Source organism: Streptomyces sp. NBC_01351, from assembly GCF_036237315.1.
Classification (GTDB): domain Bacteria; phylum Actinomycetota; class Actinomycetes; order Streptomycetales; family Streptomycetaceae; genus Streptomyces.
In genome coordinates this window covers 5,077,386-5,098,917 of record NZ_CP108356.1, presented here as the reverse complement: position 1 = coordinate 5,098,917, position 21,532 = coordinate 5,077,386, and the positions used below count along the sequence as shown (strand labels likewise).

The 21,532-nt window shown below is 70.3% G+C and carries 18 protein-coding genes and 1 tRNA gene; 10 read left to right on the top strand and 9 right to left on the bottom strand.

The features are described from left to right. Positions 1-98 precede the first annotated feature (98 nt). The 7 genes from OG625_RS23575 (at position 99) to OG625_RS23545 (ending at position 6,130) form a co-directional block, all read left to right on the top strand. Positions 99-1,010 carry a hypothetical protein gene (locus tag OG625_RS23575; RefSeq protein WP_329384599.1) on the top strand — a complete coding sequence of 304 codons (912 nt, stop codon included), beginning with the start codon at positions 99-101 and terminating at the stop codon, positions 1,008-1,010. A gap of 10 nt (positions 1,011-1,020) precedes the next feature. Beyond that, positions 1,021-1,092, top strand: a tRNA-Gln gene (locus tag OG625_RS23570). Between the two features lie 109 nt (positions 1,093-1,201). Then, complete coding sequence (gene glmU / locus OG625_RS23565) at positions 1,202-2,650, top strand: bifunctional UDP-N-acetylglucosamine diphosphorylase/glucosamine-1-phosphate N-acetyltransferase GlmU (RefSeq protein WP_329384596.1); 1,449 nt, start codon at positions 1,202-1,204, stop codon at positions 2,648-2,650. 134 nt (positions 2,651-2,784) lie between these two features. Continuing rightward, complete coding sequence (locus OG625_RS23560; RefSeq protein ID WP_329384593.1) at positions 2,785-3,762, top strand: ribose-phosphate diphosphokinase; 978 nt, start codon at positions 2,785-2,787, stop codon at positions 3,760-3,762. Positions 3,763-3,926: 164 nt separating this feature from the next. Continuing rightward, on the top strand, positions 3,927-4,511 hold the full coding sequence (locus tag OG625_RS23555; protein WP_329384590.1) for a 50S ribosomal protein L25/general stress protein Ctc: 585 nt from the start codon (positions 3,927-3,929) through the stop codon (positions 4,509-4,511). A 101-nt stretch (positions 4,512-4,612) separates the two neighbouring features. Further along, on the top strand, positions 4,613-5,206 hold the full coding sequence (pth, locus tag OG625_RS23550) for an aminoacyl-tRNA hydrolase (protein WP_329384587.1): 594 nt from the start codon (positions 4,613-4,615) through the stop codon (positions 5,204-5,206). 174 nt (positions 5,207-5,380) lie between these two features. Then, positions 5,381-6,130, top strand: coding sequence for an LPXTG cell wall anchor domain-containing protein (locus tag OG625_RS23545; protein WP_329384583.1), 750 nt, complete (start codon positions 5,381-5,383; stop codon positions 6,128-6,130). Positions 6,131-6,209: 79 nt separating this feature from the next. On the opposite strand, the gene ppc is transcribed toward OG625_RS23545, so the two are convergent. Next, positions 6,210-8,957: a phosphoenolpyruvate carboxylase gene (ppc, locus tag OG625_RS23540; RefSeq protein WP_329384581.1), complete on the bottom strand. Its 2,748-nt coding sequence runs from the start codon at positions 8,955-8,957 to the stop codon at positions 6,210-6,212. Between the two features lie 325 nt (positions 8,958-9,282). Here ppc and OG625_RS23535 point away from each other — a divergent pair, with 325 nt between their 5' ends. Both OG625_RS23535 and OG625_RS23530 read left to right on the top strand, forming a co-directional pair. Next, the gene (locus OG625_RS23535) at positions 9,283-10,263 is read left to right on the top strand and encodes an acyl-CoA desaturase (RefSeq protein WP_329384579.1); all 981 of its coding nucleotides are present in this window, start codon (positions 9,283-9,285) and stop codon (positions 10,261-10,263) included. Further along, positions 10,260-10,934, top strand: coding sequence for a TetR/AcrR family transcriptional regulator (locus OG625_RS23530; RefSeq protein WP_329384577.1), 675 nt, complete (start codon positions 10,260-10,262; stop codon positions 10,932-10,934). Before OG625_RS23535 ends, OG625_RS23530 begins: the two co-directional genes overlap by 4 nt. An 83-nt stretch (positions 10,935-11,017) precedes the next feature. On the opposite strand, the gene OG625_RS23525 is transcribed toward OG625_RS23530, so the two are convergent. Further along, the gene (locus tag OG625_RS23525; protein WP_329384573.1) at positions 11,018-11,425 is read right to left on the bottom strand and encodes a VOC family protein; all 408 of its coding nucleotides are present in this window, start codon (positions 11,423-11,425) and stop codon (positions 11,018-11,020) included. A 2-nt stretch (positions 11,426-11,427) separates the two neighbouring features. After that, a complete protein-coding gene (locus tag OG625_RS23520; RefSeq protein WP_329384570.1) occupies positions 11,428-12,312 on the bottom strand; it encodes a trans-aconitate 2-methyltransferase in 885 nt (294 codons plus the stop codon). A 161-nt stretch (positions 12,313-12,473) separates the two neighbouring features. Here OG625_RS23520 and OG625_RS23515 point away from each other — a divergent pair, with 161 nt between their 5' ends. Continuing rightward, on the top strand, positions 12,474-12,971 hold the full coding sequence (locus OG625_RS23515; RefSeq protein WP_329384567.1) for a MarR family winged helix-turn-helix transcriptional regulator: 498 nt from the start codon (positions 12,474-12,476) through the stop codon (positions 12,969-12,971). Here the strand turns inward: OG625_RS23515 and OG625_RS23510 are convergent. The 6 genes from OG625_RS23510 to OG625_RS23485 all read right to left on the bottom strand — a co-directional run bounded on the left by OG625_RS23510 (position 12,930) and on the right by OG625_RS23485 (position 21,508). Further along, the gene (locus OG625_RS23510; protein ID WP_329384564.1) at positions 12,930-13,736 is read right to left on the bottom strand and encodes a response regulator transcription factor; all 807 of its coding nucleotides are present in this window, start codon (positions 13,734-13,736) and stop codon (positions 12,930-12,932) included. The two genes, OG625_RS23515 and OG625_RS23510, sit on opposite strands and share 42 nt — an antisense overlap. 468 nt (positions 13,737-14,204) lie before the next feature. After that, the gene (galE, locus tag OG625_RS23505; RefSeq protein WP_329390887.1) at positions 14,205-15,164 is read right to left on the bottom strand and encodes a UDP-glucose 4-epimerase GalE; all 960 of its coding nucleotides are present in this window, start codon (positions 15,162-15,164) and stop codon (positions 14,205-14,207) included. 115 nt (positions 15,165-15,279) lie between these two features. Continuing rightward, positions 15,280-16,002 carry a response regulator transcription factor gene (locus OG625_RS23500; RefSeq protein WP_329390885.1) on the bottom strand — a complete coding sequence of 241 codons (723 nt, stop codon included), beginning with the start codon at positions 16,000-16,002 and terminating at the stop codon, positions 15,280-15,282. 129 nt (positions 16,003-16,131) lie between these two features. Next, positions 16,132-17,877: an outer membrane protein assembly factor BamB family protein gene (locus OG625_RS23495; RefSeq protein WP_329384561.1), complete on the bottom strand. Its 1,746-nt coding sequence runs from the start codon at positions 17,875-17,877 to the stop codon at positions 16,132-16,134. A gap of 41 nt (positions 17,878-17,918) precedes the next feature. Further along, positions 17,919-19,553 (bottom strand): outer membrane protein assembly factor BamB family protein, encoded by a 1,635-nt coding sequence (locus tag OG625_RS23490; protein ID WP_329384558.1) that lies wholly within the window; start codon positions 19,551-19,553, stop codon positions 17,919-17,921. A gap of 146 nt (positions 19,554-19,699) precedes the next feature. Next, positions 19,700-21,508 carry an ABC-F family ATP-binding cassette domain-containing protein gene (locus tag OG625_RS23485; RefSeq protein WP_329384555.1) on the bottom strand — a complete coding sequence of 603 codons (1,809 nt, stop codon included), beginning with the start codon at positions 21,506-21,508 and terminating at the stop codon, positions 19,700-19,702. Between the last annotated feature and the right edge of the window lie 24 nt (positions 21,509-21,532).

The window sequence follows — 21,532 nt, the reverse complement described above, 5'->3', positions numbered from 1 at the left end:
GTCGACCGGAATTCCGGCAAACCCGGGGTAATCGCACGTACGACTGAACCGTCCGTTATCCGAGACCTGAATCCCGCATTCCGGACGACATTGAAGCCATGACCGAAATCCGACGTCGCCCCGGCGACGGCACCGGCGGGCTCCGCCAGGGCACCACGACCTTCGAATCCCTCCGCGAGCAGGCGGTGGCGCTGCGCCGCGAGGGCCTCAGCCGGCGCCAGATCCGCGACCGCCTCCACGTCCACAACAACGACATCCTCAACCGCCTCCTGGAGGGCGAGCCGGCCCCGGAATGGACCAAGCGCCCGAACGCGAAGGACGACCTCCGCGACCGCGCCCGCGAGCTACGCCTCCAGGGCCTCACGTACGACCAGATCCAGCTGGAACTCGGCTGCTCGAAGAGCTCGATCTCCCTGTGGGTCCGGGACCTGCCGAAGCCCACTCCGAAACGGACACCTGGCGAGCAGGCGACTCACGCCTCCCGCCAGCGCTGGGAGCGCGAACACGCAGCCCGGGACAAGCAGCGGGCGGAGGCGAAGTCCTCAGCGAGATCCGAGATCGGGAGCCTCAGCGACAGGGAGCTATTCGCCGCAGGAGTCGCCCTGTACTGGGCAGAAGGGACGAAAGACAAGTCGTATGACCGGCGAGAAAAGGTGCGTTTCATCAACAGCGACCCTGGGGTCATCCGCGTGTTCATCGCATGGCTCGACCTCATCGGGGTCGCGCGGGAGCGTATCTGCTACCGCGTGGCGATCCACGAATCGGCCAACGTCACTGCGGCCGAGCAGTACTGGGCCGACCTCGTCGGCGTGGACGTGACGCTGTTCGCGAGGACCACCCTCAAGCAACACAACCCCAAGACCACCCGGAAGAACGTGGGAGAGGACTACCGCGGCTGCCTGGTTCTGTACGTCAGCCAAAGCGCCGACCTTTATCGTCGCATCGAGGGCTGGTGGTGCGGCATAGTAGATGCCGTCGACTCGACCGACGAAGATCAATGTCCGGTTTAGTCGGAAATGGTCCCCTGTGGTGTAATTGGCAGCACTGAGGCTTTTGGTGCCTTATGTCCGGGTTCGAGTCCTGGCGGGGGAGCTTTTGTACGTTCGGGTCCTGACCTCACAGTCGGGACCCGGCCTCGTTTCCGCCCCTTAACCCCCCGGTATCCTTCACGGGTCCACCCCCGAAGCCGAAGGGCATCCCCGTGAGCGCCAACCGCCCGGCAGCCGTCGTCGTCCTCGCAGCGGGTGAGGGCACCCGCATGAAGTCCGCGACTCCGAAGGTTCTGCACGAGATCTGCGGGCGCTCGCTCGTCGGTCACGTGGTCGCCGCCTCCCGTGAGCTGGACCCCGAACACCTCGTCGTGGTCGTCGGGCACGCCCGGGAGCAGGTCACCGCGCACCTCGCCGGCATCGACGCCGGCGTCCGCACCGCCGTCCAGTACGAGCAGAACGGCACCGGGCACGCGGTCCGCATGGCCCTCGAAGAGCTCGGCGGCACGGTCACCGGCACCGTGATCGTGGTCTGCGGGGACACCCCGCTCCTCACCGGGGAGACCCTCAAGCAGCTCGCGGCCACGCACACCGCCGACGGCAACGCCGTCACCGTGCTGACGGCCGAGGTGCCGGACTCCACCGGCTACGGGCGCATCGTGCGCGACGCCGAGTCGGGCGCCGTGAAGGCGATCGTCGAGCACAAGGACGCCACCGACGCCCAGCGCGCCATCCGCGAGATCAACTCCGGGGTCTTCGCCTTCGACGGGGCCCTGCTGGCCGACGCGCTCGGCAAGGTGCGCACGGACAACAGCCAGGGCGAGGAGTACCTCACGGACGTCCTCGGCATCCTGCGCGAGGCCGGCCACCGCGTCGGCGCGGCCGTCGGCGCCGACCACCGGCAGATCCTCGGCATCAACAACCGTGTGCAGCTCGCCGAGGCCCGCGCCCTGCTGAACGCGCGCCTGCTGGAGCAGGCCATGCTCGCGGGCGTGACGATCGTCGACCCGGCCGGCACCTTCATCGACGTGACGGTCACTTTCGGCCAGGACGCGATCGTGCACCCGGGGACCCAGCTCCTCGGCTCCACGCACATCGCCGAGGGCGCCGAGGTCGGCCCCAACAGCCGCCTCACGGACACCCACGTGGGCGCGGGCGCCCGGGTGGACAACACGGTGGCCGACAGCGCGGTCGTGGGCGCGCAGGCGAGCGTGGGCCCCTTCGCGTACCTGCGTCCCGGTACCAACCTCGGCGTGAAGGCCAAGGCCGGCACGTACGTGGAGATGAAGAACGCGACGATCGGCGAGGGCACGAAGGTGCCGCACCTGTCGTACGTGGGCGACGCCACGATCGGCGAGTACACCAACATCGGCGCGGCCAGTGTCTTCGTGAACTACGACGGTGAGCACAAGCACCACACCACCGTCGGCTCGCACTGTAAGACGGGGTCGGACAACATGTTTGTGGCACCCGTCACCATCGGGGACGGCGCCTACACGGCCGCCGGGTCCGTGATCACGAAGGACGTACCGCCCGGCGCACTGGCCGTGGCCCGGGGCCAGCAGCGGAATATCGAGGGCTGGGTGGCCCGGAAGCGTCCGGGAAGTGCCTCGGCGACGGCGGCTCAATCGGCAGTCCAGGTGGACTCCGACGCCCGTTGAGGTGAACTGACCGGAAACGGGTACGTTCAGGACGGCGTACCGTGATAGGCGCACCCAATTCGGCTGGCTGACCGTGTGCGGGACGGACGCACATGGGAGCGAGCAGCTTTCAACACGTCTGAGGAGACAGTGCTGTGACCGGGATCAAGACGACCGGCGAGAAGAAGCTGATGCTCTTCTCCGGCCGCGCCCACCCCGAGCTGGCCGAGGAGGTCGCGCACCAGCTCGGTGTCGGCCTCGTGCCGACCAAGGCTTTCGACTTCGCGAACGGCGAGATCTACGTCCGCTTCCAGGAGTCGGCTCGCGGCGCGGACTGCTTCCTGATCCAGAGCCACACGGCTCCGATCAACAAGTGGATCATGGAGCAGCTGATCATGATCGACGCGCTGAAGCGCGCGTCGGCACGCTCCATCACCGTGATCGTCCCGTCCTACGGGTACGCCCGCCAGGACAAGAAGCACAAGGGCCGCGAGCCGATCTCGGCCCGCCTGGTCGCCGACCTGCTGAAGACCGCGGGTGCCGACCGCATCCTCACGGTCGACCTGCACACGGACCAGATCCAGGGCTTCTTCGACGGCCCGGTGGACCACCTTTCGGCCCTGCCGGTCCTCGCGGACTACGTGGGCGCCAAGGTGGACCGCTCGAAGCTGACGATCGTCTCCCCGGACGCCGGCCGCGTGCGCGTCGCCGACCGCTGGTGCGACCGTCTGGACGCGCCGCTCGCGATCGTGCACAAGCGCCGTGACAAGGACGTCGCCAACCAGGTGACCGTCCACGAGGTCGTCGGTGAGGTCAAGGGTCGCGTCTGCGTCCTGGTCGACGACATGATCGACACGGGTGGCACGATCTGCGCCGCGGCCGACGCGCTGTTCGCGCACGGCGCGGAGGACGTCATCGTGACGGCCACGCACGGCATCCTGTCGGGCCCGGCCGCCGACCGTCTGAAGAACTCCAAGGTCAGCGAGTTCGTGTTCACGAACACCCTGCCGGACCCGTCCGACCTGGAGCTCGACAAGATCACGGTGCTGTCGATCGCCCCGATGATCGCGCGCGCGGTGCGCGAGGTCTTCGAGGACGGCTCGGTCACCAGCCTGTTCGAAGAGCAGAACTAGATCCTTTTGAAGTGCGGCCTCCCCGCCGGGTAGACTCATGAAGTTGCTCGGCGAGGGAGGCCGCACTTTCATGTGCGGGCACTCCGTTATCGACGCGCTCTTCGTAGCAGGCCGTTCCGGCCGGGTGACTGTCGTCCATTTCCGTCACCCCACGAGGAGTGAGCATGTCCGAGATCAAGCTTTCCGCCCAGCTCCGTGACACCTTCGGCAAGGGCTCTGCCCGCCAGGCCCGTCGCGACGCCCTGGTTCCCGCCGTCATCTACGGTCACGGCAACGAGCCGAAGCACGTCAACGTCGAGGCCCACGGCCTGCAGCTGGCGCTGCGCACCGCGAACGTCCTGATCTCCCTGGACATCGCGGGCGACGGCACCGAGCTGGTCATCCCGAAGGCCGTTCAGAAGCACCCCCTGAAGCGCTCGATCTCCCACGTCGACTTCCTGATCGTCAAGAAGGGCGAGAAGGTCACCGTCGACGTCGCGATCGTCACCGAGGGCGAGCTTGCCGCCGGCGGCAACATGCTGGAGACCCTCCAGAACACCGTCTCCGTCGAGGCCGAGGCCACCCACATCCCGACCGAGGTCACCGTCTCGATCGCGGGCCTCGAGGCCGGCACCACCATCCACGCCAAGGACCTGGTCCTCCCGGAGGGCACCACCCTGGCCATCGACGGTGACGTCGCCGTCCTGCAGGTCGTCGCCCCGCAGGCCGAGGAGCCGGCCGCCGAGGCCGCCGAGGGCACCGAGGCCTGAGTCTCGCCCTCACCCCTCAGCAGTTGCTGACCGACCGCCGTCCGGCTCCACTGGAGCGGGACGGCGGTCGTCTTCGTTCTCAAGGCTGTAAGGAGCTATCGATGTCGGACGACGCGGCGACTCCCTGGCTGGTCGTGGGCCTGGGCAATCCGGGCGGCGAGTACGCGGGGAACCGTCACAACATCGGTTTCATGGTGGCGGACCTGCTCGCGGAGCGGATCGGCGGCAAGTTCAAGGCGCACAAGGCCCGTGCCCAGGTGGTCGAGGGGCGCATCGGCGCGCCGGGGCCGGCGAACCGCCGTGTGGTGCTGGCGAAGCCGATGTCCTTCATGAACCTGTCGGGCGGGCCCGTGACGGCCCTGCGCGACTTCTACAAGGTGCCGTTGGAGCGGATCGTCGCGATCCACGACGAGCTGGACATCGACTATCCGACGCTGCGGCTGAAGCTGGGCGGCGGGGACAACGGCCACAACGGTCTGAAGTCGATGACCAAGTCGATGGGTCCCGAGTACCACCGGGTGCGTTGCGGGATCGGCCGGCCTCCGGGCCGGATGCAGGTCGCGGACTTCGTGCTGAAGGACTTCTCCTCCACGGAGCGCAAGGAGCTGGACTGGTTCGTGGACCGGGCTGCCGACTCGGTGGAGTGCCTGATCGCGGAGGGTCTGGAGCGCGCCCAGTCGACGTACAACTCCTAGGGGGCACTGGCCGGTAGGCGACGTAGGCTGATCGTTACACCGGACATAGGGCACACGGGCCCCCAAGGCCCCACGAATACTGACGAGTACCTCTTGACCGCTGTGGGCGGCGTCAGCAAGCTGGGCGGCGCCACCCCCACGGCCCGTATCCCTCCCCTGTGCCAGAGGTACCCCATGCCTGTTTCCAGCAAGCGCTGGGCGGCGATAGCGGTCCCGGCCGCGGCTTCCCTCATGCTCGCCGCAAGTGCCGTGCCCGCTTACGCGCTCGACTCGTACACCATTCCGCTGCACCAGCCGGTTCCCATCACCGCGGCTTCCTACGAGAACAAGGAAGCCACCTGCGCGGACATCCCCGCGTCCCAGGACGGCTGGCACTTCGTCCTGCCGGGCAACTCCACCGAGTTCAAGAAGCTGACGGTCACCTTCGAGCCGGGTGGCACGCAGGAGATCACCGTCTTCGGTCCGCCGACCGAGAAGCACGCGTACGCGGCTTCCGCGGCCGGTGCCCAGTTGACGGCCGCGTCCGCGGTGGTCGAGGGCGGCTCGGTGGAGTGGTTCAACCTGTCGCACACCTGCCCGGCATCGGTGACGCCGTCCGGTACCCCGTCGGGCACGCCGTCCGGTACGCCGTCGGGTACCCCGTCGAGCAGCACCTCGGCCTCGACCTCGTCGTCCCCGTCCCAGTCGGCGTCCCCGAGCTCCTCGGTGTCGGCGAGCCAGAGCGGCAGCTCCACGCCGTCGGGCACGGGCACACCGAGCTCCACGGCGAGCTCCCCGGCTCCGGTGACGGGTGGCGGCACGGGTGGCGGTGACCTGGCCAGCACCGGTTCGGACCTGCCGGTGGCGCTGGTGTCGACGCTGGCGGCCGGCCTGGTGGCCGCGGGTGCGGTGCTCGTGATGCGCCGCCGCCGCACGCAGTCGTAGGAGCCGTAGGCAGTAGTCGTACGAGGAAGCCCCCGCACTGTCGGTCAGTGCGGGGGCTTCCTCGTGTCCGGGTGCGGGCTCAGCCGGTGTTGCGCAGGCCGGCGGCCACGCCGTTGACGGTGAGCAGCAGGGCGCGGGCGAGGAGCGGGTCGGCTTCCTCGCCGCGGGCCGCGGCGGCGCGCTGGCGGGCCAGCAGGGAGACCTGGAGGTAGGAGATGGGGTCCAGGTAGGCGTCGCGTACGGCGAAGGTCTGCTGGAGCACCGGCTGGGAGTCGAGGAGCCTGTCGCCTCCGGTGATGCGCAGGACCTCGGCGACGGTGAGCTCGTGTTCGGCCTCGATGCGGTCGAAGACGTGCTTGAGGTCGTCGGGGACGAGGGTGTCGACGTAGTGGCGGGCGATCCGCAGGTCGGTCTTGGCCAGCGTCATCTCGACGTTGGACAGGAAGTTGCGGAAGAAGTGCCAGCGTTCGCCCATTTCGGTGAGGACGTCCTCGTGGCCGGCCTCGCGCAGGGCCTTGAGGCCGGAGCCGACGCCGTACCAGCCGGGGACGATCTGGCGGGACTGGGTCCAGCCGAAGACCCACGGGATGGCGCGCAGGCCGTCGAGGCCGGCGCCGGAGTCGGGGCGGCGCGAGGGGCGGGAGCCCAGGTGGAGGTCGGCGAGCTGGTCGACGGGGGTGGCGGCGAAGAAGTACGCGGGCAGGTCGGGGTCTTCGACGAGCGCGCGGTAGGCGCCGTGGGCGGCTTCGGAGACGGTGTCCATGGCCGCGTCCCAGCGGGCGAGGGCGTCGTCGGACTGGCGGGGTGCGGTGTGCAGGGCGGAGGCCTGCAGGGTGGCCGCGACGGTCAGTTCGAGGTTCTCGCGGGCGAGGGAGGGGACGAGGTACTTGTCGGAGATGACCTCGCCCTGCTCGGTGACCTTGATCTCGCCTTCGAGGGTGCCCCAGGGCTGGGCGAGGATCGCGTCGTGGGAGGGGCCGCCGCCGCGGCCGACGGTGCCGCCGCGGCCGTGGAAGAGGCGCAGGCGTACGCCGTAGCGGTGGGCGACGTCGCGCAGTCGGCGCTGGGCGCGGTGGATCTCCCACTGGCTGGTGGTGATGCCGCCGAACTTGGAGGAGTCGGAGTAGCCGAGCATGACCTCCTGGACGTCGCCGCGCAGGGAGACGAGGCGGCGGTAGGAGGGGTCGGCGAGCATGTCGCCGAGGATGACGTCGGCGGCGCGCAGTTCGTCGGTGGTTTCCAGGAGCGGCACGATGCCGATCTTGGCCCAGCCGGAGTGGAGGTCGACGAGGCCGGCCTCGCGGGCGAGGACGGCGGCGGCGAAGACGTCGTCGGCGCCCTGGCACATCGAGATGATGTACGACTCGATGACCTCGGGGCCGAACTTCTCGAAGGCGTCCTTGATGGCGGAGAAGACGCCGAGGGTCTTGTGGCCGGCGGCGTCGAGGGGGGCCGGGGTGGGGGCCAGCGGACGGCGCGAGCGGAGTTCCTTGGCGAGGAGCTTCTGCCGGTAGTCGCGGGGCATGTCGGCGTAGCGCCAGGACTCCTCGCCGAGCCGGTCGAACAGCTGGCCGAGCGCGTGGTGGTGGGCGTCGGCGTGCTCGCGTACGTCCATGGTGGCGAGCTGGAGGCCGAAGGCCGCGAGGGTGCGGATGGTGCGGTCCATGCGGCCGTCGGCGAAGAGGGCGCCGCGGTGTTCGCGCAGGGAGGTCTGGATGAGGGTGAGGTCGGTGAGGAGCTCGGCGGTGCCGAGGTAGTCGCGGCCTTCCTCGTGGGGGATGCCCTTGGCGAGGCGTTCGCGGGTGTTGAGGAGCTTCTGCCGGATGCAGGTGGCCTTGAGGCGGTAGGGCTCCTCGGCGTTCAGCCGCTTGTAGCGCGGGCTGATCTCGGGGAGGCGTTCCAGGTCGGCCTGGAGGGAGGCGAGGAGTTCCTCGGTGGCTCCGGTGTAGCGGATGGAGTTGGAGAGGAGGCCGCGCAGGAAGTCGATGAGTTCGAGGGCGTCGGTGATGCCGTGCTCGTGCTGGAGGATCAGCACGTCCCGGGTGACGTCGGGGGTGACGTTCGGGTTGCCGTCGCGGTCGCCGCCGATCCAGGTGCCGAAGGTGAGGGGGCGGGTGCCGGCGGGGAGCTCTACGCCGACGCGCTGGAGTTCCGCGGCGAGGTCTTCGAGTACGTCGCCGACGGCGCCGGCGTGCAGCTCGTCGAGGTAGTAGATCGCGTTGCGGGCTTCGTCGGCGGGCTCGGGGCGGACGACGCGGAGTTCGTCGGTCTGCCAGACGAGGTCGATGTTCTCGGCGAGGCGCAGGTCGTGGCGGCGGCGGTCGCCGGCGCCGGTGACGGGCTCTTCCAGCAGGGCGGCGATGCGGCGGAGCTTGTTGAGGACGCTGCGGCGGGCCGCTTCGGTGGGGTGCGCGGTGAAGACGGGCCGGACGTTGAGGTTCTTGACGGTCTCGCGCAGGTGCTCGGGGTCGGCGTCCTTGAGCATGTCGGCGGTGCGGGCGAGGAGCCCGCCCTCGGCGGCGCGGTGGGCGCGCAGTTCCTTGCCGCGGTGCACCTGTTCGGTGACGTTGGCGAGGTGGAAGTAGGTGGAGAAGGCGCGCACGAGCTTGGCGGCCGTCTCCAGGTCGGTGTCGCCGAGGAGGGCGGCGGCGGCTTCGCCGTCGGTGCGGGTGAGGGCGCGCACCTGTTCGACGAGGTCGAGAAGGTCTTGGCCCTCCTGGCGGACGAGCGTCTCCCCGAGGAGGTCGCCGAGGCGGCGGATGTCCGCGCGCAGCTCTGCGTTCGCGGCGTCCTTGGTGTGGGCGGGGACCTGGTCAGCACTGCTCACAGGTGCGGCTCCTTGCAGTGTTCGAGCGCTACTGGGCGGTGGGCTCCCCGACCGCGCGCAGCGCTGCTGCTCCTGATGCGCAGCTCGGGCTGCCCGTACGGACCGCGCTGTCCGACGGGAACAGGATAGGTGTCCCGCGCCTGTGCCTGGGCAAACGTCTCATCAGACGTCAAGTGGGCGGCTCGCGAGCGGGCCGTCGCGCGCCCTCGTACGCCCCGGCCGCGCTCCTATCGCCCCGGGCCCCTGCTTTGCCATACTTACGATGCCGTAGGTTACGCGTCCGTAACCCCAGCACCTGCCGACTTCTCACCCTCAGGGGACACCCATGACCACCAGCCTCGATCTGATGGAGGGCGCCTCCGCGCCCTCCGACGGGTCCGCGCCGTCCGCGACTCTCGGCGGCGAGAACAAGCGGTCCATCGAGCAGATCGCCCTCCTGCTGTTCATCACCGTTCCCTTCCTGGCCCTGCTGGCGGCGGTTCCGCTGGTCTGGGGCTGGGGGGTGAGCTGGCTGGACCTCGGCCTCATGGTCTTCATGTACTTCCTGGCCTGCCACGGGATCACCATCGGGTTCCACCGGTACTTCACGCACGGTTCCTTCAAGGCGAAGCGGCCGCTGCGCATCGCGCTCGCGGTCATGGGCTCGATGGCGGTGGAGGGGCCCCTGGTGCGGTGGGTGGCCGATCACCGCAAGCACCACAAGTACTCGGACCATGAGGGCGACCCTCATTCGCCGTGGCGGTTCGGGGAGACCCTTCCCGCGCTGATGAAGGGCCTGTGGTGGGCGCACATCGGCTGGCTCTTCGACGAGGAGCAGACCGACCAGCAGAAGTACGCGCCCGACCTGATCAAGGACCCGGCGATCCGGCGCATCTCGCGCGACTTCATCTTCTGGACGATGTTCTCCCTCGCCATCCCGCCGCTGGTGGGCGGTCTGGTGACGATGTCCTGGTGGGGCGCGTTCACGGCGTTCTTCTGGGGTTCGCTGGTGCGGGTCGCGCTGTTGCACCACGTGACGTGGTCGATCAACTCGATCTGTCACGCGGTGGGCAAGCGTCCGTTCAAGTCGCGCGACCGTTCGGGCAACGTGTGGTGGCTGGCCGTGCTGTCCTGTGGTGAGTCCTGGCACAACCTGCACCACGCGGATCCGACGTCGGCGCGCCACGGCGTGCTGCGGGGCCAGGTCGACTCCAGTGCCCGGCTGATCCGCTGGTTCGAGCAGCTGGGCTGGGCCACGGACGTCCGCTGGCCGTCGGCTGCCCGCATCGACGCCCGCCGCAAGGAAAACGAGCCGAACCCGGCATGATGGGGGACGTGGCGATCGACGGCAGCAATTCCAGCAGCGACAAGCCCAGGCGCGGCCGCCGGGTCCGGATGACGGGCGCGGAGCGGCGTCAGCAACTGCTGGACATCGGCCGGACGCTGTTCGCCGAGAAGGGCTTCGAGGGCACTTCGGTGGAGGAGATCGCGGCGAAGGCCGGGGTGTCCAAGCCGGTGGTGTACGAGCACTTCGGCGGCAAGGAGGGCCTGTACGCGGTCGTCGTGGACCGGGAGATGCGCCAGCTGCTGGACGGGGTGACGGGCGCTCTGACGGCCGGGCACCCGCGGGAGCTGCTGGAGCAGGCGGCGTTCGCCCTGCTGGACTACATCGAGTCCTATACGGACGGCTTCCGGATCCTGGTGCGCGATTCCCCGGTCGCGCAGTCGACCGGCACCTTCGCCTCGCTGATCAGTGACATCGCCACGCAGGTCGAGGACATTCTGGGTCTGGAGTTCAAGGCCCGGGGCTTCGACCCGAAGCTGGCCCCGCTGTACGCGCAGGCGCTGGTGGGGATGGTGGCGCTGACCGGGCAGTGGTGGCTGGACGTGCGCAAGCCGAAGAAGGCGGAGGTGGCGGCTCATCTGGTGAACCTGGCCTGGCACGGCCTGGACGGGCTGGAGTCGAAGCCGCACCTGGTGGGGCGCCGCAAGAACTGAGTGCGGACCGCCCGTGCACGCGACGGCGCCCCGTCACCGGAGGTCCGGTGGCGGGGCGCCGTCGCGTGGTGCCGTCTGCCGCTCTAGGCGCAGGGTTCCAGGGTGTCCGCTTCCAGGCCTTGTCGTTCGGGGCCGTGTCGTTCGAGGAACTCGAGCCGGTTGCCGACGGGGTCCTCGGAGTAGAAGCGGCGGTGGCCCGGCAGGTTGTCGTCCCAGACGACCGTGGCGCCCCGCTCCTCAAGTCTGCTCGCGTACTCGACGATGCCGGTGACCCGCAGCCCCGGATGGGCCTTGCGGGCGGGCCTGAAGTCCTCCTCCACGCCGAGGTGCAGGTGTACGGGTCCGGCGGCGAACCAGCAGCCGCCGCGTGCGGCGAGGGCGGGCGGTTTGGGGATCTCGGTCATGCCGAGGACGTGCGTGTAGTAGGCGCGGAGCCGGTCCTCCGACCCGGGCGGCGCGGCGAGTTGGACGTGGTCCACGGCGGTGAGCACGGTCAGGCCTCCTTGCGGGCGACGGCGAAGATGCGGCGGAAGGGGAAGACGGTGCCGCGCGGCCCGGTGGGGTAGGCCTCGCGCAGCCGGTCGCGGTACTCGGCGAGGAAAGCGGCGACGGCCTCCTCGTCGTCGCCCAGGGCGGTGAGGACGGGCCGCAGGGCGGTGCCCTTGACCCAGTCGAGCACCGGGTCGGGGCCTTGGAGCAGTTGGTGGTAGGTGGTTTCCCAGACGTCGGCGGCGCAGCCCAGTTCGGTGAACCGGGCGAGGTACTCGGCGGGTTCGAGGAAGTGCTTGTAGCGGGCGCCGTGGCCGGCGAGCCGGGCGCGCCAGCGCGGGGTGTCGCACTGTTCGGCGAGGAGGGCGTGGCTGGGGGCCCGGTAGTTGCCGGGGATCTGGAAGGCGAAGGTGCCGCCGGGGCGCAGGCCGTTGATCCAGGCGCCGAAGGAGCCGGGGTGGCTGGGGACCCATTGGAGGGCGGCGTTGGACACGATCAGGTCGTAGGGCTCGTCGGGGAGCCAGGAGGCGAGGTCCGCGTGGTGGAAGTCGAGCCGGCCGCCGCCGGCGGTGGGGCCCGCGTATTCCTGGTCCGCGCGGTGGAGCATCTCCGGGGACAGGTCGAAGCCGGTGATGCGGGCGTTGGGCCAGCGGTCGGCGAGGAGGGCGGTGACGTTGCCGGGGCCGCAGCCGAGGTCGGCGATGCGGGCGCCGGGGGTCCCCCCGGACGAAGTCTGGGGGAGGGTGGGGAGTTCCGGTATGCGGTTCAGCAGGTCGAGAAAGGGCCGGGTGCGGTGTCCGGCGTGCCGGAGGTACTGCTGGGGATCCCAGGTGGGTGCGGTCGGCGCTGTGGACGTGGGGGTCCCGGCGCGTGCGGTATCGGAATACATGTTCGAGCCTCCCTGCTGGCGGGGCGGTCGGAAGCGGAATCAGTTCCGGGACCCTCCATGCCCCACGGTCGCCCCAATTATATCTCGACATCAAGATAGTCGTGGTCGAGATACTCGACGTGAAGAGACTTCATGTCGACAGACCCCTTACACTGATCGGCATGGAGGACGAGGTCGACCGACTGGTAGCGGCATGGCGCCGGGAGCGCCCTGACCTCGACGTGGAACCGCTTGAGGTACTGAGCCGCGTCAGCAGGCTCGCGCGCCACCTCGACCGGGCCCGCAGGCTGGCCTTCTCCGAGCACGGCCTGGAGCCTTGGGAGTTCGACGTCCTCACCTCCCTGCGCCGCGCCGGAGCGCCCTACCAGCTTTCCCCCGGCCAGCTCCTGACGCAGACCCTGGTCACCTCCGGCACCATGACCAACCGCATCGACCGGCTCGCCAAGAAGGGCCTCGTCGAACGGCTCCCGGACCCCAGCGACCGCCGGGGGGTCCTCGTGCGGCTCACCCCCGAGGGCCGCGACCGCGCCGACCAGGCCCTGGCCGGCCTGCTGGCCCAGGAGCGGGCGATCCTCGCCCAGCTCTCGCAGAACGAGCGGGTCGATCTCGCCGGGCTGCTACGCCAGTTGACCGCTCCGTTCGACAACATCCCCGGCTAGCCCCAGGTCCGCCGGCCGTACGCCCGCCCGCCGGGCCAAGGCCACCGCGGCCAGGGTGGAGTGCACGCCCAGCTTCCCCAGCACGTTCTGCATGTGCGTGCGGACGGTGTGCGGGGACAGGAACAGCCGCGCCGCAACGTCCTTGCGGCCCAGCCCGGCCACCATGCAGCGCAGCACCTCGTGCTCGCGCGGGGTCAGCGACTCGACCAGCCGCTCGCTGTCCGTCCGGTGCTTGCGCGCGGCCGTCAGCTCGCGCAGCACCCCGGTGAGCAGTGCGGGCGGCAGGTGGGTCTCCTCGCGCAGCACCCCCCGGACCACGGCCAGCAGCCGCGAGAGCGAGCAGTCCTTGGCCACCCAGCCCGAGGCCCCGGCCTGCAGCGCGTGCGCGGCCCGGCGGGGGTCGTCGCGCTCGGCGAGGACGACCGTGCGCACCCCGGGGTGCGCGACTCGCACCGTGGCGACCAGGGCGATGCCGTCCGGGCCCGGCGGCGCGGACCCGGAGCCCGACTCCCGCTGGACGGGCACGCCGCCCGGGGCGCCGGCGCCCGCCGCGGCCCCGGGTCCGGCCGCGGCGGCCAGATCGGCGTCGACCAGCAGGACGTCGAAGCGGCGGCCCTCGGCCACCGCACGTTCGAGGCAGCGCAGGGCGGCGGGACCGCTGCCGGCCGCGGACACGTCCACGTCCGGCTCGGCCGCGAGCGCGGCTGCGAGCGATTCGGCGAAGATGCGGTGATCGTCGACGACGAGAACCCGGATACGAGCCACAAAACCCCCAAGGGTAGGGGAACGGACAACGGCGGGTACGGCGCCCGGACCGGGTGATCCACAGCTGCCGCGGCCGCCGCCGCGACATCTCTGCACTACCCCGGACCGGACGTCGTACCCGACTTGTCTCGACCCCTGAATCAACACCGGCCCCCACCGGTGTCACGCATCAGGGTAGGCCCGGCGGTGGCTCGCGGTTGGCCGAATAGCAGAAGTTTTCCTTGCGATTTTCCAGTGGGGAGCCGCTGAACGGCCTTTGTCGTGGCTTGAATTCGACTGCACCGAAGGTCCGGATGGCGGTATCCGTACCGGCGTGTGCCACGGGCAGTTGCACGGGGTGCATTTCACCCGGCGTGTGCACGCCTGGCGCCCGCGCACAGCGCCGGACCCCCGCGTGCGGCGGACATGCGCGCGCCCCCCGCACCGAGAGGTGCGGGGGGCGCGCGGGAAAACAGTGGGCGGGGTGGTTCAGGAGGCGTCCCTGCGCGCGAAGTTCCACGCGTCGGTGATGATGCCGGTGAGGTCCGAGCGGCTCGGGGTCCAGCCCAGGCGCTCGTGCGCGGTCCGCGCGGAGGCCACCAGCTTCGCCGGGTCGCCGGCCCGGCGCGGGGCGACGACCTCGGGGATCTCGTGGCCGGTCACCTTGCGGACCGTCTCGACGACCTCGCGCACCGAGAACCCGCTGCCGTTGCCCAGGTTGCAGATCAGGTGCTCGCCCGCGGTGGCGTGCTCCAGCGCCGCCAGGTGGGCTTCCGCGAGGTCGGCGACGTGGATGTAGTCGCGCACGCAGGTGCCGTCCGGGGTCGGGTAGTCCTCGCCGTACACCGAGATCGACTCCCGCTCGCCCAGCGCGACCTGGAGCACCAGCGGGATCAGGTGGGTCTCGGGGGTGTGCCGCTCACCGAACTCCCCGTAGGCACCGGCCACGTTGAAGTAGCGCAGGGACACCGCTGCCAGGCCGTGCGCCACGCACTCCCCCGCGATCATGTGGTCCACGGCCAGCTTCGAGGCGCCGTACGGGTTGGTCGGCGCGGTCACCGAGGCCTCCGTCAGCAGGCCCTCCGTCGGCTCGCCGTAGGTCGCCGCGGTGGAGGAGAACACCAGCTTGCCCACACCGGCCTCGCGCATCGCGGCCAGCAGGGCGAGGGTGCCGCCGACGTTGTTCTCCCAGTACTTGCCCGGGTTCACCACGGACTCGCCGACCTGCGAGGAGGCCGCGAAGTGCAGCACCGCGTCGAAGGAGGAGTCCACGTACCGTGCCGCGTCCTGGATCCGGCCCTCGATGAAGGTGGCGCCCGCCGGGATCCCCTCGCGGAAGCCGGTGCTGAGGTCGTCGAGGACGGTCACCTCGTGGCCGGCTTCCAGCAGGTGGGCCGCGACCACGCTGCCGACGTATCCCGCGCCGCCGGTCACCAGGTATTTGTGCATCGCCGTCTTGCTCACTCGCCTATTGCCTCTCGCCGGGGAACACGCGCCCGTGCACGCGCGTACTAAGAGACTGGCTTACCCGATTCGGCGGCTCGGGGGAAATCCGGGCCCGGTGTCAGCCCTGCCCCGCCTGTCCCGCAGGCCCCGTCTGCCCCGCCGATCCCGCCTGCCGTACCGGGACCGCGCGGTCCAGCAGGCCGGTACGGGCGGCCAGCGCGGCCGCCTCCAGCCGTGAGCCCACGCCCAGCTTCATCAGGACCCGCTGCACGTGCGTGCGGGCGGTGCTCGGGGCGATCTCCATGCCGGCCGCGATCAGCCGGGTGTCCTCGCCCTCGGCGACCCGGACCAGCACCTCCACCTCCCGCGGGGTCAGCAGCCGCAGCAGCCTGCTGCCCTCGTCGTCGGGCTGGGCCGCGGGGTTCAGGAGCTCCGCGAAGGCCCCCTGGAGCAGCTGGGGGGCGATCGCCACCTCCCCCGCCCGCGCCTTGGCCAGGGCGCGCTCCACGCCCTCGATGCGCTCGTCCTGCCGTACGTACCCCGAGGCGCCCGCGGCGAAGGCCGCGGCGATGCCGCGCGGGCTGGGCACCGGGCCCAGGACGACGACGGCGATCTGCGGGCGCTCCCGCTTGATCCGCACGATGGGTTCGAAGACCCCGGGCTCGGCGGGTGACGCCGTGCCCAGCAGGCAGACCTCGGGGGCCCGGTTGATGACGACGTCGGCTGCGCCCGCGGCCGGGGCGGCGGCCGCCAGCACCCGGTGACCGCGCAGTTTCAGGGCAGAGGCGAGCGCCTCGGCCAGCAGCCGGTGCTCGTCGACCACCACGACCCGTACGCCCATTGAGGCACCCACCCCCGACTCATCTGACCCGGCAAGCTACACGCTTGTTCGACGGTGCGCGCCGGTAACAGCGCAGAAGCCCCCGGAAGGACGGACCTTCCGGGGGCTTGGTGCGGTGTGCGAGAGGGGTCAGCTCGCGGTGAAGGAGACGAAGAGGTGCTCCGGGTCGGACTTGTCCGAGTACGGCTTGCGGACCGACGTGCGGGAGATGAAGAGCTTCCCGTTGTGGTAGCGGTATTCGGAGTAGTCCGGCGAGAAGGGGGACTCGATGCGCTGGCCCGTCTTCTCCGCCGGGTTCTCCATGAGGAGGGTTTCCTTCATCGTCTTGCCGTCGATGCTGACGACCTGGGCGCCCTTGTCGTACGGGGGCTCCTTGTAGGCGATGATGTTCGGCCCGTCCATGCGCAGCGGGGTGAGCTGGTAGCCCTCACCGGCGTCGGCGCGGTCGCTGGTCTGCTTGCCCGTCGTCAGGTCGAAGGAGAGCAGCTCGTTGGTGCGGCCGATGCTGCTCTCCTGGCCCTGGTGCTCGGTGGAGGGCAGGTAGAGCTTGCCGTTGCCGACGACCATGGCCGTGCACTTCTCGACCTCGGTGGCCGCGCACTTGCCGTCGAAGTTGCCGGAGGCGACGGAGATGCGCGCCTTCAGCTCGCCCTTGTCGTCGACGACGAAGAGGTCGCTGACGCCGGTGGCGTTCTTCGCGGTGTCGCCGACGTCGGCGGCGACGACCAGCGGCTTGGTGGAGACGATGCCGGCGTAGTCGATGCCCGGGGAGAGCTTGTACGAGGCCTTGGGCGCGCCGGTCGTCGGGTCGAGGATCTGCGCGTACAGGGTGTAGTTGGGGCTCTGGCCGCACTTGCGGATGACGGCGAGGGCCTCGCCGCCCGCGTAGCCGGTGTCGCGGCACTGCTCGGCGTCGACCTTGGGGAGCCACAGGGACTTGCCGTCTGCGAGGTTCCAGGCGGCGCCGCCGATGGAGATGTCGGCGGCGGCCACGGTGTTGCCGCTGATGGTGACCTCGCGCAGGCTCGCCGGCCGGTCACCGCCGCTGGTGCTCTTGGCGTTGCCGGACCAGACGAGCTTGCCGGCCTCCAGGTCGATGACGCCGACCTCGGTGCACGGCAGGTACTTGTTCTCGGCCGTCGGCTGGCCGGCCTTGAAGAGGATCGCCGACTTGTTCTGGCTGACGTGTTTGGTCGCTCCGCAGATCTCGCCCGCGAGCGGGATCTCCCACTTCTTGGCGCCGTCGACCAGGTTGTAGCCGACGACCTTGGACACGTCGGACTTCACGTAGGTCGTGTCGGTGATCCACGAGCCCTCGGTTTCGACCTGCTCGGCCGGCTGCGGGCTCGGCAGGTGGAACAGCGGCTTCGACTTGGGGTTCCCGGGCGCCTTCTCGACGGCGGGCCCGGCCTCCTGGGGCTTGTCGTTGCCCGTGGAGGCGCTGGGGTCGCCGGTCGCGGTGTTCTGCGTGCCGCCGCCGGTGCCGCCGTCGCCGGAGGTATACCAGAGGCCGCCGCCGACGATGAGGACGATGGCCAGCAGGGCCGAGCCGACGATCATCAGCTGGGTGCGCTTGTCGTTGCCGCCGGCCGGGCCGCCCGCCGGGGGCTGGGGCGCGTACATCGGCGTGGTGGCCGGCCCGGGCTGCTGCGGGTAGCCGTAACCGGGCCCCGGCTGCGGGTACCCGTACGCGGCCTGCCCGGCGGGAGGCTGCCCGGCCGGCGGCTGCGCCGGCTGGGTCACGGGCTGCGTCGGGGGCTGCTGCGGAGGCGCCGGCGGTACGGGCGGCGGCGGGGCGAACCCGCCCTTGGGGGGATCCTGCGGCGCTCCGAAACCGCCGGACGGCGGCTGGCTGGGGGGCGGCGGGGTACTCATGCGTTGCTACTGCCTCTCGGTGGGCGGCTCGTCGGACACGTTCACTTGCCGAAGACCATCAGGAGCTTCTCTTCCTTGCCCGCGGCCGCCAACTGGCTGCTGGAGATGAAGAACCGTCCGTCCACGTAGTCGACCTTCGTGGCGCGGAAGGAGCTCTCGACCGGAGCGGCGGGGCCCGAGGGGTGGCGCAGGAGCGCGGTGGGGGTGCCGCCGGCGGCCGGGATGGAGAGGACCTCGCCGCCCCTGTCCTCCTCGGCCTTGCGGTAGGCGATCAGCTGCCCGTTCTCGGCCTTGACCGGCACGATGGTGCGCTGGTCTCCGGCCGGGGTGCGCCACTTGGCCTTGCCGGTGGTCAGGTCGAAGGCGACGATCTCGTTCGCCTTGCCGACGGCGGGCTTGGTGGGCAGGTAGAGGATGTTGCCGTCGACGACCGAGGCGCTGCAGGTCGACAGGGACCGGAAGATGCCGGTGTCGCCGCAGCCGACGGGGAAGGTGCCCTCGCCGGAGAGGGTGGCGGTCTGCTTCCCGTCGGGGCCGACGACGATGATGGAGCGCTCCTTGCTCTCCTCGTTGCCGACGTCGAGGACGAGCGGGTCCACCGAGTAGATGCTGGTGACCTTGAACTTCGCGGGGAGCCGGAAGGTCCAGTTCTTCGCCCCGGTGACCGGGTCGGTGCCGTGGACCTCGACGGTGCGGTTCTCGTCCTGGCAGGTGGCGAGGGCGATCATCTTGCCGTTGCCGGCCGTGTAGGAGTCGGGCTTGCAGCCCTCGCCCTGGTTGCTGCCGAAGAGCTTGTCGCCGGTGCTGACCTTGAAGGCGCTGGCGTTGCCGCCGCGGCTGATGGCGACGGTGTCGCCGGTGATGTCCACCGAGGGGCTGGTGAAGATGTCGAAGAGCCCCTCCTTTGGCACCTCCTTCGACCAGACCTCCTTGCCCGTCTTCAGGTCGACGACGCGCATCTGGGTGCAGGAGGCGCTGTCCGACTCGCCGTCGCGGTACATGACGACCGTCTTGCCGTCGGCGGTGGTCTGTGGGGTGGAGGCGCAGATCGCGGTGGGGAAGGGAAGGGTCCACTTCTCCTTGCCGTCGGTGACCGCGTACCCGGTGAGGGACTTCCAGACGCTCTTGACGACGGTGTCGCCGACCACCCACTGGCCCACGGAGTCGACGCCCCTGCCGGGCCCGTCGATCTTGATGCCCTTGTACCAGAGGACCTTGTCCTCGCCCTGCTTGCGGCCGGAGTTGAGGTCGCCTTCCTGGCTGCCGTTGCCGCTGCCGTCGCCCTTGTCCACGGAAGCCGACGCGGAGGGCTTGCCGTCGGCGGGCGTGGACTCCTGCGCGACGGGCGGCTTCGGGTCCTCGTCGCCCCCGGAGAAGACGACGTAGCCGACGCCTCCGAGGAGGAGCAGCGAGGCCACCGAGGCGGCGATCAGCAGGGTCAGCTTCTTCTTCGGCGGCATCCCGGGCGCGGGCGGCGGCGTTCCGGGGATTCCGGGGGGCGGCGGGTAGCCGTACCCGGGCTGCGTCGGGGGCTGCTGGGGCGGATGGGGCTGCTGGGCGTACGGATTGGCACCCTGCGGCGGATATCCGTACGTACCGGGCTGCGGCGGGCCGGGCAGGTGCCCGTAACCCGAAGGTGTCGGTGGCTGGTTCGGCGGCTGGGGCGGCTCGGTCATCAGCGCACACCTTCGGCTTCGGGCGGTCGTGGGGAATGACCTTTCTATCACTGACGTAGCACATACATCGGGCCGGTCCTCGCCCTGTTCCCAAGGGAGGACCGGCCCGTGACGCCGTCGTTATCCGGCCAGTTGCCGCGCCGCGGCTACTGGGCGTCCTCGGCGAGCTCCAGCCAGCGCATCTCCAAATCGTCGCGCTCCGAGAGGAGTTCCCGCAGTTCCGCGTCGAGCTTGGCGACCTTGTCGTAGTCGGTGGAGTTCTCGGCGATCTGCGCGTGCAGGTTGCTCTCGCGGTCGGAGAGCTTGTTCAGCTGCCGCTCGATCTTCTGGAGTTCCTTCTTCGCGGCGCGCGAATCCCCCGAGGCGGTGGACTTCGCGGCGGCAGCGGCGGCCGGGGCGGGTGCCGGGGCGGCGGCCTCGATCATCCGCCGGCGGCGCTCCAGGTACTCGTCCAGGCCGCGCGGCAGCATCCGCAGGCTCGCGTCGCCGAGCAGGGCCATCACCGTGTCGGTGGTGCGCTCGATGAAGAACCGGTCGTGGGAGATCACGATCATCGAGCCGGGCCAGCCGTCGAGGAGGTCCTCCAGCTGGGTGAGGGTCTCGATGTCGAGGTCGTTGGTGGGCTCGTCGAGGAAGAGGACGTTCGGCTCGTCCATCAGCAGGCGCAGGATCTGCAGCCGGCGCCGCTCACCACCGGAGAGGTCGCCGACGGGCGTCCACTGCTTCTCCTTGGTGAAGCCGAACTGCTCGCACAGCTGGCCCGCCGTCATCTCGCGGCCCTTGCCGAGGTCGACGCGGTCGCGGACGCGCTGGACGGCCTCCAGGACCCGCAGGGACGGGTCGAGTTCGCCGACCTCCTGGGAGAGGTAGGCGAGCCGGACGGTCTTGCCGACGGTGACCTTGCCGGCAGCGGGCTGGATCTCGCCCTGGGTGCGGGCGGCCTCGGCGAGGGCGCGCAGCAGGGAGGTCTTGCCGGCGCCGTTGACCCCGACGAGACCGACGCGGTCGCCGGGGCCGAGGTGCCAGGTGAGGTGCTTGAGCAGTTCCTTCGGACCGGCGTGGACGCTGACGTCTTCCAAGTCGAAGACGGTCTTGCCGAGGCGGGCGTTGGCGAACTTCATCAGCTCGGAGGTGTCGCGCGGCGGCGGCACGTCGGCGATCAGCTCGTTCGCGGCCTCGATGCGGTAGCGCGGCTTGGAGGTCCGGGCGGGGGCGCCGCGGCGCAGCCAGGCCAGCTCCTTGCGCATCAGGTTCTGCCGCTTGGACTCCTCGGTGGCGGCGATCCTGTCGCGCTCGGCGCGGGCGAAGACGTAGTCGCTGTAGCCGCCCTCGTACTCGTGCACGTCACCGCGCTGGACGTCCCACATGCGGGTGCAGACCTGGTCGAGGAACCAGCGGTCGTGCGTGACGCAGACGAGCGCGGAGCGGCGTTCCTGGAGGTGCTTGGCCAGCCAGGAGATGCCCTCGACGTCGAGGTGGTTGGTGGGCTCGTCGAGGATCAGGAGGTCCTGGTCGGCGATGAGCAGCTTGGCGAGCGCGATGCGGCGGCGCTCGCCGCCGGAGAGCGGGCCGATGACGGTGTCGAGGCCCTGGCCGAAGCCGGGCAGGTCGAGTCCGCCGAAGAGGCCCGTGAGGACGTCGCGGATCTTGGAGTTGCCGGCCCATTCGTGGTCGGCCATGTCCCGGATGATCTCGTGGCGGATGGTCGCCTTGGGATCGAGGGAGTCGTGCTGGGTGAGGACCCCCATGCGCAGGCCGCCGGACTGGGTGACGCGCCCGGTGTCGGGGTCCTCCAGCTTGGCGAGCATCCGGATGAGGGTGGTCTTTCCGTCGCCGTTGCGGCCGACGACACCGATCCGGTCCCCCTCGGACACGCCGAGGGAGATGCCGTCGAGCAGGGTACGTGTGCCGTACACCTTGCTGACTGCCTCGACATTGACCAGATTGACGGCCATCAGACGCGCTCCAGGGAAGGGGTG